The following is a 17,670-nucleotide window of genomic DNA, read 5'->3' as shown; positions in this document are numbered from 1 at the left end:
TAGTGGTTTTATTTAACAAAAACTAGATAAAATTATGAAGATTTTAGTGTGTATTAGCCATGTACCTGATACAACATCAAAGATTAACTTTACAGATGGGGACACCAAATTTGATACTAATGGTGTACAATTTGTAATTAATCCAAATGACGAATTTGGGTTAACACGTGCTATGTGGTTTAAGGAAAAGCAAGGAGCAAGTGTAGATGTTGTAAATGTTGGCGGAGCAGAAACAGAACCTACGTTAAGAAAGGCTTTAGCAATTGGCGCAGACTCTGCTATTAGAGTGAATACTGAGGCCACTGATGGGTTTGCAGTAGCTAAACACTTAGCAAGCGTAGTTAAAGATGGTGGTTACGATTTGGTAATTGCTGGCAGAGAGTCTATTGACTACAATGGCGGAATGGTACCTGGTATGCTAGCTGCTATGACAGAAGCGAACTTTGTTGCTAATTGTATTAGCATAGAAGTAGATGGTACAAATGTAAAAGCCGTAAGAGAAATTGATGGAGGAAAAGAAACGGTAAGTACATTTTTACCGCTAGTTATTGGTGGTCAAAAAGGATTAGTTGAAGAAAGTGATTTACGCATACCTAACATGAGAGGAATCATGATGGCAAGAAAAAAGCCCTTAAATGTTGTTGAACCAACTAGTATTAGTGCTGAAACCAAAGCCGTGAGCTTTGAAAAACCAGCTCCTAAAGGTGCTGTGAAATTAGTGGATGCAGAAAATATAGATGAATTAGTAAACTTACTTCATAACGAAGCTAAAGTGATTTAGTGTAACTAAATTATTCCGAACTTGTTTCGGAATCTTATGAAATTAAAGAAATGATTAATGATACCCTGAACCATGTTCAGGATGACAAAACAAACAAATATGTCCATTTTAGTATATACAGAATCCGAAAACGGAAAATTTAAAAAAGCAGCCTTAGAAGTTGTGTCTTACGCAAAAGCAATTGCTGACCAAATGGGAACCTCAGTTACTGCAGTCGCTGTAAATGCTGATAATACTGAAAGCTTAGGTAATTACGGAGCTTCTAAAGTGCTTTCAATTAAAAGTGATGCATTAGACAAATTCAATGCAAAAAAATATGCTGCTGCTATCGCTGAAGCTTCAAAGCAAGATGGTGCCAAAGTTGTGGTACTTAGCTCTAGTGCAGACAGCAAATACTTAGCGCCACTATTATCAGTTGGTTTAGATGCAGGTTATGTATCCAATGTTGTTGCAGTACCATCAAATGTATCGCCTTTTACTGTTAAACGTACTGCCTTTACAAATAAAGCATTTGCTAATACAGAAATAACTACTGATGCAAAAATTGTTGGATTATCAAATAATTCATTTGGATTGGTTGAATCTGGAGGTAGTGCTACGGTTGAAGATTTCTCACCTTCAATACCAGATTCTGGTGTAAGTGTAGAATCCGTTGATAAGGCTACTGATAAAGTAAGTATCGCAGATGCAGAAACTGTTGTATCTGGCGGAAGAGGATTAAAGGGTCCAGAAAATTGGGGAATGGTAGAGGAGCTTGCTGAAGTTCTAGGAGCAGCTACTGCGTGCTCTAAGCCTGTATCAGATTTAGGGTGGAGACCTCATAGCGAACACGTTGGGCAAACTGGAAAACCAGTAGCTTCTAATCTATACATCGCGATAGGAATATCAGGTGCTATTCAGCATTTGGCAGGTATTAACTCATCAAAAGTGAAAGTTGTCATTAATACAGACCCTGAAGCACCTTTCTTTAAAGCCGCAGACTATGGAGTTGTTGGTGATGCTTTTGAAGTCGTGCCAAAGCTCATAGAAAAATTAAAGGCTTTTAAAGCACAAAACGCATAATTTTATTACCTTGTAATAGATAAAGGGCTGTTTAAATTTAGAATTCTCAATTACATAGCTAACGTTTTATCGAAAGTATTGAGAAAAATATCCAAATCTGCTTTTTGCAGTTGGTAAAGTCCAAATTTAAACAGTTCTTTGTGTTTTATAATTTATGAGCTTAGTTCGTTTAAATATCAAGGGTATTTCATATAGCCAGACCCAAAATGGCGCATATGCCTTAATTCTCAATGAAGTTGATGGTGATAGAAAACTACCTATCGTTATTGGTGCTTTTGAAGCACAGTCTATTGCTATCGCTTTAGAAAAAGAAATTCGTCCTCCTCGTCCATTAACTCACGATTTATTTAAAAATTTCGCAGATCGGTTTGATATTATTGTGAAGCAAGTGATTATTCATAAATTAGTAGATGGCGTGTTTTACTCGAGTTTAATTTGCGAGCGCGATAAGATTGAAGAAATTATAGATGCCAGAACTAGTGATGCTATTGCTCTGGCTTTGCGTTTTCAAGCTCCAATATTTACTTATAAAAATATTTTAGATAAAGCAGGTATCTACCTAAAAGTCAATCCCAAAAAAGAGGATGAAGAGCAAGATAGTATACTTGTTGATGACCTTATTGCTGAAGAAATCGAAACTGCAGCTATTGAACAAGAAGGTTACAGCGAAAAGTCTCTAGAAGAACTTCACAGCCTCTTAGAAGAAGCCGTAAATAATGAAGATTATGAAAAAGCGGCTAAAATACGAGACGAAATCTCTAAACGTTAATTAACAACTCACTTTTATGAATCGTTTTTTTAAAGCCCTTATTGCTATTTTTATTGGACTTTTATCAATTACGGCACAAGAGCTTGAGAAACCTATAAGTGATTCTTTATATGTACAAACTGTACAAAAAAGCTCTGTTCAAATTAGCGATCTTGAAGATCCTAAAATTAATAACTGGCAGCTTGCTGAGAATATTATATACGAGAGCTATCCTGATAGTATTTTAATTAAAAATGACTTTACAAAAGGAAAGGAGTTTTTAAACTTAAATAAAAACGGTGAATATATATCAACATTAAATAACACCTTCAACAAAGGTGTTTGGCTTCAGAATAATAACCTTTTGGTATTTAAGCAAAAAGTACCTACAACGGTTGATGTATATTATGAAATTATTAAACAAGACAATACTACCCTTCAATTAAAAAATGGAAATAATGTATTGACCTATGTTTCTGAGAATCACGAAAGTTATTTACAGCAAAAAGCAACTACAGACACCATAATTCCTAGTGAAGGATTTACATTTACAAGTTTTTGGAGAGGTGCTTTAGGTATGATCTCCTTGATATTTATTGCTTTCTTGTTTAGTAGCAATCGTAAAGGAATTAATTGGAGAACTGTCGGTATTGGATTAACATTTCAATTATTAATCGCTATAGGTGTACTAAGAGTAGATTTTATTAAAAATGCTTTTGAAGCTGTTGGACAAGTATTTATAAATATTTTAGATTTCACTAGAGCTGGTAGTGAATTTCTTTTTAGTGGTGTTATGGATGTCAATTCTTATGGATTCATTTTCGCCTTCCAAGTATTACCAACTATTTTATTCTTTTCGGCTTTAACATCAGTTTTATTTTACTTAGGTATCATTCAAAAAGTCGTAAAAGCATTTGGATGGCTTTTAACAAAACTTCTTGGAATTTCTGGCGCAGAGAGTTTAAGTGTTGCTGGTAATATATTCTTAGGACAAACCGAAGCTCCTTTATTAATCAAGGCTTATTTAGAAAAAATGAATAAGTCTGAAATTTTGTTAGTAATGATTGGCGGTATGGCTACTGTTGCTGGCGCCGTACTAGCTGCTTATATTGGGTTTTTAGGTGGTGATGATCCTGCTTTAAGATTGGTGTATGCTAAACACTTATTAGCAGCATCAGTTATGGCTGCTCCTGGCGCAATTGTTATTTCAAAAATCTTATTCCCTCAAACTAAAGAGATAAATAAGGATGTTACTGTTTCTCAAGAAAAAATTGGATCTAACTTATTAGATGCTATTGCTAACGGAACTACTGAAGGTTTAAAATTGGCCGTAAACGTAGGCGCGATGTTACTTGTTTTTGTTGCTTTTATAGCTATGATAAATGGTATTTTAGGTTGGGTTGGCGATGTCACAACACTTAACACATGGATGGCAGCTAACACACCGTATCAAAGCTTTTCACTTGAGGCTATTTTAGGAACTGTTTTTGCTCCATTAATGTGGTTAGTTGGAGTTGCAAAAGAAGACATGATGATGATGGGACAGCTACTAGGTATTAAACTCGCAGCCAGCGAATTTGTTGGATATATTCAATTAGCGGATTTAAAAAACGTATCAAATGCTACACATCTCACCTATGAAAAGTCGATTATTATGGCAACTTATATGCTTTGTGGTTTTGCCAATTTCGCTTCTATCGGAATTCAAATTGGCGGTATAGGTTCATTAGCGCCAGGACAACGCAAACAATTGTCTAAGTTTGGCATGAAAGCTCTTATTGGTGGTACAATAGCATCTTTGATTTCCGCTACTATTGCTGGTATGATCATTGGCTAATATCGAATTGACATAGATAATTTACAGCTCACCTATTTTAAAGAATATCGTTAATAACTTTTAATATAATTTACAGCTTCAAATCATCTTGACTTGAAGCTTTTTTATATTTTCGTTTGTTGGCTTGCTGAACTTAATTTAGCATTTCAATTCCAATAAATATTTCAGTTTAATTTAAAGAGGTTCCTGCTTTTGCAGGAAATGCGCATGAAACAATACCACGATTTAGTAAAATACGTTTTAGAGAACGGAAACGAAAAAGGAGATAGAACAGGAACAGGAACAAAAAGTGTTTTTGGTTACCAAATGCGTTTCGATTTAAGTGAAGGTTTCCCGATGGTAACTACTAAAAAGTTACATCTTAAATCTATTATCCACGAATTATTATGGTTTTTAAAAGGTGATACCAATACAAAGTATTTAACGGAAAATGGTGTGCGAATCTGGAACGAATGGGCTGATGAAAATGGTGACTTAGGTCCGGTTTATGGCCATCAATGGCGTAACTGGGCTAGTGAAGAAATTGATCAAATAAAAGAAGTTATCCAAACCCTAAAAAACAATCCAAATAGTCGAAGAATGTTAGTATCTGCGTGGAATCCATCTGTTCTACCTGATACGTCAAAATCATTCTCTGAAAATGTAGCCAACGGTAAAGCTGCTCTACCTCCATGCCATGCGTTTTTTCAATTTTATGTAGCTGATGGTAAGTTGTCTTGTCAACTCTACCAAAGAAGTGCAGATATCTTTTTGGGTGTCCCTTTTAATATTGCATCTTATGCTTTATTCACCATGATGATGGCACAGGTTTGTAGTTACCAACCAGGAGATTTTATACATACCTTTGGTGACGCGCATATCTATAATAATCATATGGAACAACTAGAATTACAATTATCTAGAGACATAAGACCACTACCAAAAATGATGTTAAATCCACAAGTAAGAGATATTTTCGATTTTAAGTTTGAAGATTTTACTTTAGTTGATTATAATCCGCATCCACATATTAAAGGCGTGGTTGCTGTATAAAGTAACAGGTAATACATATATTAATAAAAAAAGCGTCTCGGAATTCGGGACGCTTTTCTAATCTCTGTAGTAGTGATTACAAATTTAAAACACCATTCTCTGCTGATGCAAAGTCGTTCCAAGCATAAGCATCTGCTTGTTCATCATTAACGTAAGTTCCGTCAACAACGTATCTAAATTCATAAGAGTTATCACTTTCTAAATCTACGGTACCTTTAAAAGTTCCGTTCTTCAATTTTTTTAATTCAGTAGCTTCAGTATTCCACTCGTTAAAGCTTCCAACCACTGCTACACATTTTGCCTCCTCTGCAGGAACAGAAAATGTCACCTTACAAACTGGCTTACTTTTTAAATACTGCTTTTTAATTGCCATAATAAATGAGTTATAAAATAAATTAGTTTTACAGCACAAAAGTATAAAAGAAAAAAAGACAATATATTATTTAACTTCCTTGAAATGAAAGAATTATCAATTTGATAATTTTAGACTTATTTTTTATTAAACTATGCAATATTCTTATTGGAATTTTAGCGTATTGATAACAAAATTTGGGCGCATTTTTATCTGATTATAACTATATCGTTTTCGAAAAATACATGTTTTTCATATTAAAAAAACACGATAACGTTTTAGTGAAAAAAAGGTATCTTTATCTTATTAAATTATGATTATGTTCGGAAAGAAAAAACAAGTTTCCACTATAGATAAGGACCAGTTAGAATTAATAGAGAATGCTCAAAAACGTATTAGACAAAAAAAGCGTTTATATATTCATTTTGTCATTTTTTTAATCGGTGCCGTATTTTTAATTATAGCCAATACAGTTTTAGGTATTGGTAAGGATTTTACCATAGTTGGTATTAATTGGTTTGTATATGCCATTTTAGCCTGGTTATTTTTATTTGTTTATCACTTTATAAGTGTATTCATCACCAATAAATTTATGGGTAAAGCCTGGGAGAAACAACAGCTCGAAAAACTAGTAAATCAGCAACAGCAACGCATAGATAAGTTAAAAGAAAGTTTTCTAAAAGAAGAAAGGAAAATAGCACAATCACAAGCTTTTAACGAAACCCTTACTGAGTCTAAAACTGAAGAAAAAAAAAGCACTAATGAGCTAACCATTATTGTAGCCGCTGGTGAAGATAATGCTATTGGTAAGGATAATAATCTTATATGGCATTTGAGTAATGATTTAAAACGCTTTAAAAAATTGACTTCGGGCCATCATATTATAATGGGAAGAAAAACCTTTGAAAGCTTCCCAAAACCACTTCCCAATCGAATACATATTGTCATCACAAGACAATTAGATTACAAGGTACCAAGCGGAGTGATTGTAGTTAATAATCTCGAAGATGCAATAGATGCCGCAAAAACAGATACACAACCATTTATTATTGGAGGCGGTGAAATCTATAAGTTATCTATGCATTTAGCTGACAAACTTGAAATTACAAGAGTACATTCCACTTTTGAAGGTGCAGATACTCACTTTCCAGAGATAGATTCTAGTAAATGGAAAGAAGTTAATAGAACTACTCATGATGCTGATGAAAAACACAATTATGCCTATTCGTTTATAACATATAAAAGACGATAAATATTCCTATTTTTGCAGCACTAAATTAAAATAAAAATGAACGCATATATATTTCCAGGTCAAGGAGCACAATTCTCAGGAATGGGTTTAGACCTCTATGAAAATTCACCGTTAGCACAAGAGTTATTTGAAAAAGCAAATGACATTTTAGGCTTTTCTATTACCGATATTATGTTTGAAGGCTCTGCCGAAGACTTAAAGGAAACTAAGGTGACACAACCCGCTATCTTTTTACATTCTGTGATTTTAGCAAAAACCTTAGGGGATAATTTTCAACCTGATATGGTTGCTGGTCATTCTCTTGGAGAATTTTCTGCTTTGGTTACTGCTGATGGTTTAACATTTGAGGATGGTTTAAAATTAGTGTCTCAACGTGCTCAAACCATGCAAAAAGCATGTGAATTACAGCCAAGTACTATGGCTGCCGTTTTAGGCTTAGATGATGATATTGTAGAAAAGGTTTGTGCCATGACTGAAGGCGTCGTGGTTGCTGCCAATTATAACTGCCCAGGTCAGTTAGTTATTTCAGGAGAAATTGATGCGATAAATAACGCTTGTGAGACACTCAAAGAAGAAGGTGCAAGACGTGCGTTAGTTTTACCTGTTGGTGGTGCATTTCATTCGCCAATGATGGAGCCTGCTAGAGAAGAATTAGCTGCAGCTATTGAAAGCACAACGTTTAATAAACCTAACTGCCCAATATACCAAAATGTAACTGCTTCAGCTGTTACAGATGAAAACGAAATAAAAGCCAATTTAATTGCTCAGTTAACAGCTCCTGTACGTTGGACACAATCTGTGCAACAAATGATTGCTGATGGAGCAACACATTTTACCGAAGTTGGTCCTGGTAAGGTTTTACAAGGCTTAGTTAAAAAAATACACAGAGAAGCAGAAACGACTTCAGCAACATTTGGAAATAACGTCTAAAACCTCTCAGTTTTGAATAGAAATGTCTTTATTACTCTACTTATAGTGTTTAATATTGCTATTGATCAAATCACAAAGGTCATAGTAAGAAATAATATGATACAAGGGGCTAGAGGTCAAATTGATGTGATAAAAGATTACTTTCAACTAATTTGGGTTGAAAACAAAGGGGCTTTCCTTGGTATGGGGAGCGATATTAATCCTACTCTCCGTCTTATTTTTCTTTTAATTTTACCTACCATTGTACTCCTATATGTGATATATTACATCATTAAAACTAAAGAGTTAGATCGTCTGAGTCTAATCGCTTTTTGTTGCATTATTGGCGGTGGTATAGCTAATGTCTTTGACCGAATAGTTTTTGGTGAAGTCACCGATTTTTTCTTTATTAAAATTACTGAGACTATAAAAACAGGAATTTTTAATGTAGCGGACCTCTCTGTAACTATTGGAATGATTATGTTGCTTTTCAGTGGTATATTTAATAATAAAAACGAAAAGTCTATCTCATAAAAAAACGCTACAAACTAAGTTTGTAGCGTTCTTAAAACTTTAAAAGTAAAAATATATAAGCTTAAGGTGTAAAGAGCGTAACCTCATTGGCACCAAAAGAACCACCTTCCTTAATAACTTCACCGTTAAGTGTTAAAGTATAACTTCCCTGTCCGTAAGCACAGCATATACCATCGGAATATACATCATAGATAACAAATCCATAATCACCATCCTCTAAACATATACGTTCCTGAATTGATCCACCATCTAAATCATCGTAACCATCACCAGATGCTATAAGAACTGTCCCACTGGTTAGGTCATAAAGCTCCCAACTGGTCTCCTCTGCAAAGTTATCAAAGTTGATATCCAGAATCAGCTCGTTCACAGGGCACACAATTGTAATATTTAGATTCATTGGGTGTGGATTCTCAGCTGTTGTATCATTAGAGAATCCAATAGTCAATCGTTGACCACTTGCTACACCATTATCTGTAATAGTTACATCAAATTGAGCAGATCGCTCATTTGCTGGAATAGTTACAGAAGCTGGTACACTATAAGCATCTGAACTTATGTCTGTGCCATATAGAGCACTGAAACCTGCAGGTAAAACCTGTAAATTATAAGTTCTCGCTGATGATGATCTTCTTGAATTATAAACTGTAATAGTCTGAGTCGAAGAACCATCCTGGTTCAATTCGAAAACCACATTGTCGTCCTCAAAACTTATAAAGTTGTAATCCGATACGCTTGGAACGTCTGCATCAATATCACTTTCACAAGATGTGAAGATGGCCATTGAAAGAACTAAGGCTCCTAATAAAATTTTTTTCATAATATTCTTTTTTTTAAATGTTATCAAATCCTGTATAGTTCTCATTTAAGTCAATCTCATCTTCTGGAATCTTTAAGAAGAAAAGGTTACTATTCGCAGGTATATCAATAGAAATTCTATGGATATCGTTTCTATTTATAGGAAGGTTATAACGCTTTGCATCAAACCATTGTGGTCCAAACTCGCCGTAAAATTCCTTCTTTCTCTCCAATAAAATCTCATTCAGTAATGCCTGACCTGAATTATTACTCATTGTAGCATTAGGATCTCTTGCCGATTGTAATGCAAACAAAAGGTTTCTCGCTGCTGGTAAATTACCTAGGTGGTACTGTGCTTCTGCATCGAATAATACCATCTCTGATTTTCTTAAAATCGGAATATCAGTACTGAATGTAAATGCATATTTGGTAGATACATATTCTCTCCATGGAGTCGTTGCTGAAACACCGTAAATATCTACAAATGTATTTCTTACATCAGTTGCAGAAAATTCGTCTACAAAATCAGGATCAAAATAACTGGCATTATAACTTAAGGTCAAATGATCCATCATTGGTGCCGCATGTCCCCAGAAAAAGTTAGTCTCGTCAGAGCCATTTTGGAACAAGCCCCATAACCATTCCTGATCTTGCATATCACCGAAGCCATTGCCCCAGTTAGTAGATTGTACGGCTTGTGATGCATTACCACCATAGGCTGCACTTGCCAATTCAGATACTCGTTGCCAGTTATTTTGCGTAACTGCATATACTCGGGTTAATACCGCCTGAGCTACTGCTTTGTTTAAAAAACTCTTTCCTATTCTAGAATCTGGTAAATCTGCTACAGCATCTTCCAAATCCTGAATAACCTGTGCATATACCTCACTCATTGCTACTGGTGGGTTACCACCAACCGTTGCTAATGATGTTGGTGCTGTATAAATTGGTATACGCTCTAAACTTGGATCATTATTAAGGTTAGGCGCAAATTCTAAGGCTAACTCAAACAAGTGTAAACCTCTAAAAAACTTACCTTTAGCAACAAATTCTTTCTTTGTTTCAGCATTTAATCCGCTACTATTGTTAACACCAGCAATTAAGGTGTTGGCAAAATTGACATTCTCATAGTTGAAATCCCATGTAAAATTGGTTCTTCTAAAGTTTGGCTCTCTATTCTCATGACCATAATCAAAAGTATACCAATTAAAATCCTGGATAATATCATTACCCTTTACCGCTCTTGCAAAATACATAGCGTAAATTCCACCTGCGTCTACTGACCCATACTGCCCCTTATAGTTTGACAATATACCATTGACAAAGGTTTGGGCATTAGCTCTAGTTGAAAATATCAACTGATCCGTTACACCTGTAGTATCTACAGGCTCTTCAACAAAATCCTCATTACAGGACACAACCATACATAGCGTAAAGAAAAACGCTAAAGGTCGAATTAATTTAAATCTATTTTTCATATCCATTTTTATTTTAAAATTCAATCAATGTTCCAAAAGTGAAGGTTCTCTGTAACGGAGATCTGTTAGCCGTAAGTCCATTAAACGCTTGTTCTGGATCAATACCAGCATGCGATTGCCAAGTGATTAAGTTATCCCCTTGGAAATAGAATCTTACCGAACTCAACCCAATCTCTTTTAAAGCATCTTGAGAAAGGTTATAACCCAATGTTAAACTTCTAAGACGTACATAGTCATTTTTAAACAACCATCTTGTAGATCTTGAATTGAAATTGTTGTTTGATGTGGTCAACCTAGGGAAATCAGTAATGTCTCCTGGTTGTGACCAAGCCTTAAAGTTATCTGGGTGTGCAGATGCTCCAATTGCATCAAAGTTGTTTACCAATCCTGAGTAGTCTGTGTCTAATATATATGCACCTAAACTAAAGTTAAACAAAGCACTTAAATCAAATTGCTTGTATCTGATATTGGTGTTAAATCCACCTTGGATATCTGGTAAAGATTCTTTCCCAGTCTCAACTCGTGTAGCATCATCATATTGGTTAGTAACCGTTCTTACGATCTGTGCATTAGGGTTAGCTTCCCTATACTGTGTTAAACCTGTTATAGTATTATCACCTGCATTAAAGACACCATCTCCATTTACATCGTCAAAATATTGGTACCACATAGCATCACCATTAGCTGGGTTAACACCGGCCCACTCTCTAATATAAAACTCAAATAACGAATTTCCTACAGCCCATAATTTTGAGCCATTAACTTGAGTATCTGAAAATGGTGATACTTGGATAATCTCGTTTTTCAATATTGAGAAGTTACCACCTACACTCCAACTGAAATCATTCTTATTGATAATGTTACTGTTTAAAGTAACTTCCCAACCTGAGTTCTCTATAGTACCCGCATTAGCTCTTACTGTTGGTACACCTGGTGATGGTGTTGCCGTAATATCTTGTATTAAATCTTCACTTCGTCTTTTGAAATATTCAACAGTTCCTGAAAGTGCACCATTAAATATCGTGAAATCCATACCAAAGTTCAATGTTGTAGAAGTCTCCCACTGTAATGCTGGATCTGGCAATGTCGCTGCAGGTAAATTCGTTGGCTGACCCTCTACTGGTGATATCACAATATTTCCAAAATTAGTACCTCCAAATAAGAAACTTACCGGAAAGAAACCTCCGCTAATATTTATGTTACCCAATTCGCCATAAGAACCTCTTAACTTAAGATTGTTAAGCCAATCGATATCTTCCATAAAGCTCTCATTGGTAACATTCCAGGCTCCACCAACTGAGAAGAAATCACCCGTATTGAAATCCTCACCAAACTGAGAAGACTTATCCTGTCTGAAAGAACCCTCTACAAAGTATCTGTTGTCATAGTTATAGGCCAATCGACCCAAGTAACTTACAATTCTTTGTTCGGTTCTAAATCCTCCAAAAGTTTCTGCTACGGTACCGTTACCTAATTCTTCCTGACCAGGTAAAAATCCTGTCGATGACGCACTGAAGCCATCAAAGGTCGATGTATTAGCCTCGTAGATCGCATCTACAGAGACATTGTGTACATCTGCTATAGTTGTCTTATAATTAAGTGCCTGAATAGCGTTAAGACCTGTTGTTACATTTCTTGCCTTACTTACCCTACCCTGAACATTAGAGGCAGCACCGATCTCATCATCATCAAAACTGTGACTGTCAAAAACAAAGTTTTCGTAGTTAAAGGTCGTTCTAAAAGTGAAGTTCTTTAAGAATTTTGCCTCTGCATATACAGAACCTAAGAAGTTAGTTCTTATACGTTGCTCAGACCCAAGTAAAATTGAAGCTAAAATATTCTCACCACCATTAATTGGTCTGTTAAAGTTAACTGGTTGACCTATTGGTCTTCCGTTACCATTACCAAGGTCATAGATTCTGTTCCCCGAATCATCTAATATTAACTCGCCATTGGCATCTCTTACAAATATTGGGTATATACCATTAACGCTATATATCCATGAAATGGCCTGAGTTGTACTTCCTGAGGTTTGATCAGGATTGTTTGAGTATGATCTTGAATAACCACTGGTGATTCCTAACTTTAACCAATCGTTAACCTGAGAGTCCAATCCAACTCTTGAAGCGATTCTTTCGAAATCTGATTTTATTACTGGTCCATCTTCACTAAGGTAATCTACAGAGAAGAAATAATTGGTGTTGTCTGTTCCACCAGAAATATTAATATTATGATTAATCCTTGGTACATTTTCTCTCAATACCGCATCTTCCCAATCTGTTTCCCATTGTAAACTAGCACCTTGTACTAAATTTCCATCTGTACCAATAGGGTTGGTTACACCATAAGGGTTATACCCTAAAGTTGGTATTAAGGCGTTAGAAGCATTGGCTGAAGCCGTCGCCGCATCCTGACCATTATTATAGATATTATCGTTTCTAAGTGCTGACCACATAAGTCTTAGATAATCTTCAGAATCTGTGATATCATGGATACCTACAGCTGGGTTTGAAACACCGTACTGTGTTCTAAGTCTTACACTGGTCTTTGTATTTCGCTTACCTCTCTTGGTAGTTATCAATACAACACCATTTGCTGCACGCGAACCATAAAGCGAAGCAGAAGCCGCATCCTTTAATACAGAGATAGACTCGATCTGATCCTGACTTATTGTATTAAGGTTACCATTAAATGGTGCACCATCGATAACGATAAGTGGACCATTACCTCCAGTAAAACTACCAAAACCTCTAATAACAAAATTTGGATTGCTTCCGGGCTGACCACCAGCAGTGATTAAGTTGACACCCGCAACGGTACCTTGTAAGGCTCTTAATGGTGAGGTTACCTGTTGGTTCTCGATAATTTCGGAGCTTACAACTGCAACCGAACCTACTATGGCCTCCTTTTTCTGTGTACCATAAGCAACAACAACCACTTCCTCAAGGGCGTTACCTTCTTTTAAGGCAACATTATAAACATTAGCCGTACCGATTACCACTTCTGCTGACTCCATCCCAACATAAGAGATTACCAAAACATCACCTTGTGCAACATTGATGGTATAATTACCATCGAAATCTGATTGAACACCTCTTGCGGTATTTTTTACAATCACGTTAGCACCTGGAAGGGGCAATCCATCCGATTCGGTAGTTATGGTTCCTGTAATTGTTTTTTCTTGGGCATTAGCCAATTGAAATCCGAAAAATAAATACAACAGAACCAAACCATAATTTTTTACTTTCATAAATTTTAATTTAAGTTATACAGTTAGTTTGTTGCAAAAAGAAAGGTCGGCAGTGAAGTATATTTTAAAGACTAACTTAAAATAATTACTTTGATGAAATTAAAGTTAACATGGTTATTTCATAGAATAAAGTAAGGTCACACTGCCTCCCTTTGCAATTGCTTTAGTAAAAAAACCAACAAGGGGACTAATGTGAGTTAATAGCTATAAGAGTTTACTTATACCGATGAATGATTACTCTTTATTTACGATTTTAAGAAAATTTAGATGTTCAATGATAATTTATCATAATAATATGTATATATAATAAAGGTGTTGTTTTCTCTCACAGCTCAAACATTGTAATACCACTTACTACCTACCAATGAAAAAATAAAGCTTTTAAAATTCTAAAAATATATGTCCATTGTTAGAATAACTAATTAATACAATAAAATGTAGTTTTTGATACAGAGAATATTCAATAAATAACCCCTAGAAACAAAATATGGAGGGAAAGAGAATATCTTAGACGCTATTAAACTAAGTAGAGAGATCTTATATAGCTACTAGGTGTTTTATTCATGTATTTCTTAAATGCTTTATTAAAAGTTACTTTGTTATTATAACCGACCTCATATGCAACATCTATAATATTTAGATTTCGCTTTTCATCTTGGTCAAAAATATCTATCGCTTCCATAATTCTGAAATAATTAATAAGGTCGTAAAAACTCATATCAAAATGTTCATTAATTACTTGAGACGTATTATGCCTAGTTGTTCCCAACATCTCCGAAAGTAGCTCTAAACTTATATCATTGTTTTTGTATACTTTATCGTGGGTTAACAATTCTGTCAACTGTGACTTTAATTCAATAGAAAGGCTTTCTGTAAGGTTTGATTTCTCGTATTTTAAAGGTTTTGGCTTTATAGATGGTAGTTTTTCGGTTTGTTTAGAATTACTACTGCTGGCATTCATAATTATTTCTGGCCTTAATCCAGACATTAATGCTATGTAAAATATCATGGTAATCATAAAAATGGCATTTATAAAATTAAAAGGCTCATATTCTATTAATCTTACAACAACAGTGCCGTGAAGAATATAGGCTAATACATAACAAAAGAATACAAGCATTATATTTCGCTCCCAAATAAATCTACTTTTAAATTCTGGATCTTCGGTTTGTTTACTTCGTTTTTTATTTCTATAAATATTATAAATACCTATAGCATATATACTTAAAGACAAAGCTTTTAACAATACCAATATTTTAGTGCTATTAAGAACAGACTGTGTACCATCAAGTAACAAATAAAACTTCTCTGTTCCGCTTAACATATACTGTGGCAGCAACCAAATTACCAATAAAAAAGTTGGTATTAGATGTAGTGAATCCTTAAGTGATAGTTTATAATTTTGGACAACTCTTTTAAAGTAAAAGTAAAGTAATGGCCCATATAGAAAAGAAAAGGGTGTAGATATATAATACGTATGAGGAAATTTTAAATGATAGTTAGATTTAAACAAGCTAATATGTATCAAGAACAATGAATGAAAAAGAACAAATGCTCCTATTAAAAGAACGGAAGTTCTATCTAAACTCTTTTTAGCAAAAAGAATTATAACCATAAAAATCCCTATAACTCCAGTTAACATATGAGCTATAGCAGAAAAATTAAAATTCGGTCTATATTCCTTAACTAAATCATTATAGGGTTTTTCATTTCTAATTTCCGAAAACACATGATCATTTAAAATGGATAAATCTTGGGTAGATTTAATATACGTCTTAATATGCTTTGAGGCCTTTTCTGCGTTATTATTTTCTGAATACAATATAGCTAAGGCTTTATTTATAGATACTGAGTCTTCAGTCTTATTAGACAACAAAGCTTCATTAACCTTTATTAAATCAATACGTTTTAGGGAATCTCTTACTTGCACATCTTGAAGAATACTATCCAGAGCTTTATTTGACATCAATTTAAAATTGGTCGTAGGATCAAATTCTCCATTGATTTTTGCATTACCCATATTGAAAAATAAGAGCAGGGCAGTAAATATAAAAATACGCCTTAGAAAAATCATTTTTGAGACTTAAGGTGGTTATAATAATAAAGATGGCTAGATAATCTTCAAGTTATATTCATCAGATGAATTAAACTCTTAAAGACTTCTTAAAAATGGTAAATAAATGTAAAAACCGATAAAAGTTTACTCATAATAGAGCAATTTAACAGAAAAATGAATGCATAGTTTAACTTGTCAATTTGAAAACACATCAATTGTTTTAAAAAAAATCGGTCTATAAAATCAATAACATTTTCTTAAACTGGATAGACTCTCAAACGAGTTTAAATAATCAAAAAATTACTGGTTTTTATAAATCACACCGTTTTTCATTACAAAAGTGATATTCTCCATAGTAGAAATATCTTCTGTAGGGTCATCATTAACAGCCACAATATCTGCTAAATAACCAGACTTAATTTGTCCTAATTGACTTTCCATTTTTAAAATCTTGGCATTGGTCAATGTAGCACTCTGTATAGCCTCCATAGCAGGCATACCAGCTTCAACCATATAACCAAACTCTTTTCCATTATCTCCATGATAAAAAACAGCAGCATCGGTACCAAATGCTATACCAACATCTGCTTTATAAGCTCTACCAAACATATTTTGAATTTTAGGACCAATATCTAAAGCTTTGGGTACAATAATTTCTGGGTAATAGCCTTTTATTTTAGCTTTTTCAGTAACAAATTTACCAGCAGTTATAGTTGGAACTAGATATACATCGTGCTTTTTCATGAGCTCCATAGTTTCTGCACTCATTAAGGTACCATGTTCTATGGTTTTTACTCCACCCAAAATGGCGCGTTGCATCCCTTCGTCCCCATGTGCATGTGCAGCTACATGAAACCCATAATCTTTAGCAGTTTGACATATAGCTTTAATTTCTTCTATTGTAAACTGAGGGTTTTGACCACTTTTAGCAACACTCAATACACCTCCTGTGGCTGTAATTTTTATTAAGTCCGCTCCATTTTTATAACGTTGTCTAACCGCTTTTTTAGCGTCTTCTACACCATTAACGACACCTTCTTTTGGTCCAGGATTACCCATTAGGCTTTTCTTAGACCCGTTAGTTGGGTCTGCATGACCACCTGTTGTCGCCAAGGCTTTTTCTGCTGTAAAAATTCTTGGCCCATCAACTTTACCAGCGTTAATTGCATTTCGGAGTGCTACATTTACACCTGTTCCGCCTAAATCTCTTACGGTTGTAAATCCGTTCATTAGAGTAATTTCTGCATACTTTACAGAACTAAAAGCCACATCTGCATCGTTCTGTGTATAAGCCTGTAAGTATCTCTTTGGATTGGTTTCTGACTCAATATGCACATGCATATCAATTAAACCAGGCATTACCGTTTTAGATTTTAAATCTATTACTCTATCATTAGAATTTTGAGAAGTTCTATAGCCATCTTCAACAGAAACAATAATATCTCCAGAAACGACAACTGTTTTCTCAATAAGTATTTCCCCAGATTTAGTATCAATCAATTTCCCACAATGTAAATATGTGTCTTGAGCAGTTATTGTTACTGAAATTAACAATACTAATACTCTAAAAAAAGTCTTCAT

General features: G+C 34.5%; 14 protein-coding genes. 8 read left to right on the top strand and 6 right to left on the bottom strand.

The features are described from left to right. Nucleotides 1-34: 34 nt before the first annotated feature. The 5 genes from Q0912_RS00440 to Q0912_RS00420 all read left to right on the top strand — a co-directional run bounded on the left by Q0912_RS00440 (nucleotide 35) and on the right by Q0912_RS00420 (nucleotide 5,460). The gene (locus Q0912_RS00440) at nucleotides 35-781 is read left to right on the top strand and encodes an electron transfer flavoprotein subunit beta/FixA family protein (protein WP_299110765.1); all 747 of its coding nucleotides are present in this window, start codon (nucleotides 35-37) and stop codon (nucleotides 779-781) included. 99 nt (nucleotides 782-880) lie between these two features. After that, complete coding sequence (locus tag Q0912_RS00435) at nucleotides 881-1,843, top strand: electron transfer flavoprotein subunit alpha/FixB family protein (protein ID WP_299110763.1); 963 nt, start codon at nucleotides 881-883, stop codon at nucleotides 1,841-1,843. Nucleotides 1,844-1,997: 154 nt separating this feature from the next. Then, nucleotides 1,998-2,612: a bifunctional nuclease domain-containing protein gene (locus Q0912_RS00430; protein WP_299110761.1), complete on the top strand. Its 615-nt coding sequence runs from the start codon at nucleotides 1,998-2,000 to the stop codon at nucleotides 2,610-2,612. A gap of 16 nt (nucleotides 2,613-2,628) precedes the next feature. Beyond that, nucleotides 2,629-4,428: a nucleoside transporter C-terminal domain-containing protein gene (locus Q0912_RS00425; protein ID WP_299110759.1), complete on the top strand. Its 1,800-nt coding sequence runs from the start codon at nucleotides 2,629-2,631 to the stop codon at nucleotides 4,426-4,428. Nucleotides 4,429-4,635: 207 nt separating this feature from the next. Continuing rightward, nucleotides 4,636-5,460 carry a thymidylate synthase gene (locus Q0912_RS00420; protein WP_299110757.1) on the top strand — a complete coding sequence of 275 codons (825 nt, stop codon included), beginning with the start codon at nucleotides 4,636-4,638 and terminating at the stop codon, nucleotides 5,458-5,460. A gap of 76 nt (nucleotides 5,461-5,536) precedes the next feature. Here Q0912_RS00420 and Q0912_RS00415 read toward each other — a convergent pair whose 3' ends face one another. Next, nucleotides 5,537-5,833, bottom strand: coding sequence for an isoamylase early set domain-containing protein (locus Q0912_RS00415; RefSeq protein WP_299110755.1), 297 nt, complete (start codon nucleotides 5,831-5,833; stop codon nucleotides 5,537-5,539). A 298-nt stretch (nucleotides 5,834-6,131) separates the two neighbouring features. Here Q0912_RS00415 and Q0912_RS00410 point away from each other — a divergent pair, with 298 nt between their 5' ends. The 3 genes from Q0912_RS00410 to lspA are packed head-to-tail and all read left to right on the top strand — an operon-like array spanning nucleotide 6,132 to nucleotide 8,507. Then, on the top strand, nucleotides 6,132-7,064 hold the full coding sequence (locus Q0912_RS00410; RefSeq protein ID WP_299110753.1) for a dihydrofolate reductase: 933 nt from the start codon (nucleotides 6,132-6,134) through the stop codon (nucleotides 7,062-7,064). Nucleotides 7,065-7,100: 36 nt separating this feature from the next. Continuing rightward, on the top strand, nucleotides 7,101-7,994 hold the full coding sequence (gene fabD / locus Q0912_RS00405) for an ACP S-malonyltransferase (RefSeq protein ID WP_299110751.1): 894 nt from the start codon (nucleotides 7,101-7,103) through the stop codon (nucleotides 7,992-7,994). 12 nt (nucleotides 7,995-8,006) lie between these two features. Continuing rightward, on the top strand, nucleotides 8,007-8,507 hold the full coding sequence (gene lspA, locus Q0912_RS00400; protein WP_299110749.1) for a signal peptidase II: 501 nt from the start codon (nucleotides 8,007-8,009) through the stop codon (nucleotides 8,505-8,507). Between the two features lie 61 nt (nucleotides 8,508-8,568). On the opposite strand, the gene Q0912_RS00395 is transcribed toward lspA, so the two are convergent. From Q0912_RS00395 to Q0912_RS00375, 5 genes are all read right to left on the bottom strand, one after another. Next, a complete protein-coding gene (locus Q0912_RS00395; RefSeq protein WP_299110747.1) occupies nucleotides 8,569-9,327 on the bottom strand; it encodes a hypothetical protein in 759 nt (252 codons plus the stop codon). A 13-nt stretch (nucleotides 9,328-9,340) separates the two neighbouring features. Further along, nucleotides 9,341-10,783 (bottom strand): RagB/SusD family nutrient uptake outer membrane protein, encoded by a 1,443-nt coding sequence (locus Q0912_RS00390; protein ID WP_299110745.1) that lies wholly within the window; start codon nucleotides 10,781-10,783, stop codon nucleotides 9,341-9,343. 13 nt (nucleotides 10,784-10,796) lie between these two features. Further along, a complete protein-coding gene (locus Q0912_RS00385; protein ID WP_299110743.1) occupies nucleotides 10,797-14,033 on the bottom strand; it encodes a TonB-dependent receptor in 3,237 nt (1,078 codons plus the stop codon). 517 nt (nucleotides 14,034-14,550) lie between these two features. Continuing rightward, nucleotides 14,551-16,107 (bottom strand): helix-turn-helix domain-containing protein, encoded by a 1,557-nt coding sequence (locus tag Q0912_RS00380; protein ID WP_299110741.1) that lies wholly within the window; start codon nucleotides 16,105-16,107, stop codon nucleotides 14,551-14,553. Nucleotides 16,108-16,389: 282 nt separating this feature from the next. Further along, nucleotides 16,390-17,670 (bottom strand): amidohydrolase family protein, encoded by a 1,281-nt coding sequence (locus tag Q0912_RS00375; protein ID WP_299110739.1) that lies wholly within the window; start codon nucleotides 17,668-17,670, stop codon nucleotides 16,390-16,392.

It is taken from the genome of uncultured Winogradskyella sp., from assembly GCF_947498345.1.
GTDB lineage: Bacteria > Bacteroidota > Bacteroidia > Flavobacteriales > Flavobacteriaceae > Winogradskyella.
The sequence above is the reverse complement of the archived record's forward strand: the minus strand, read 5'-3'. Positions and strand labels throughout refer to the sequence as shown.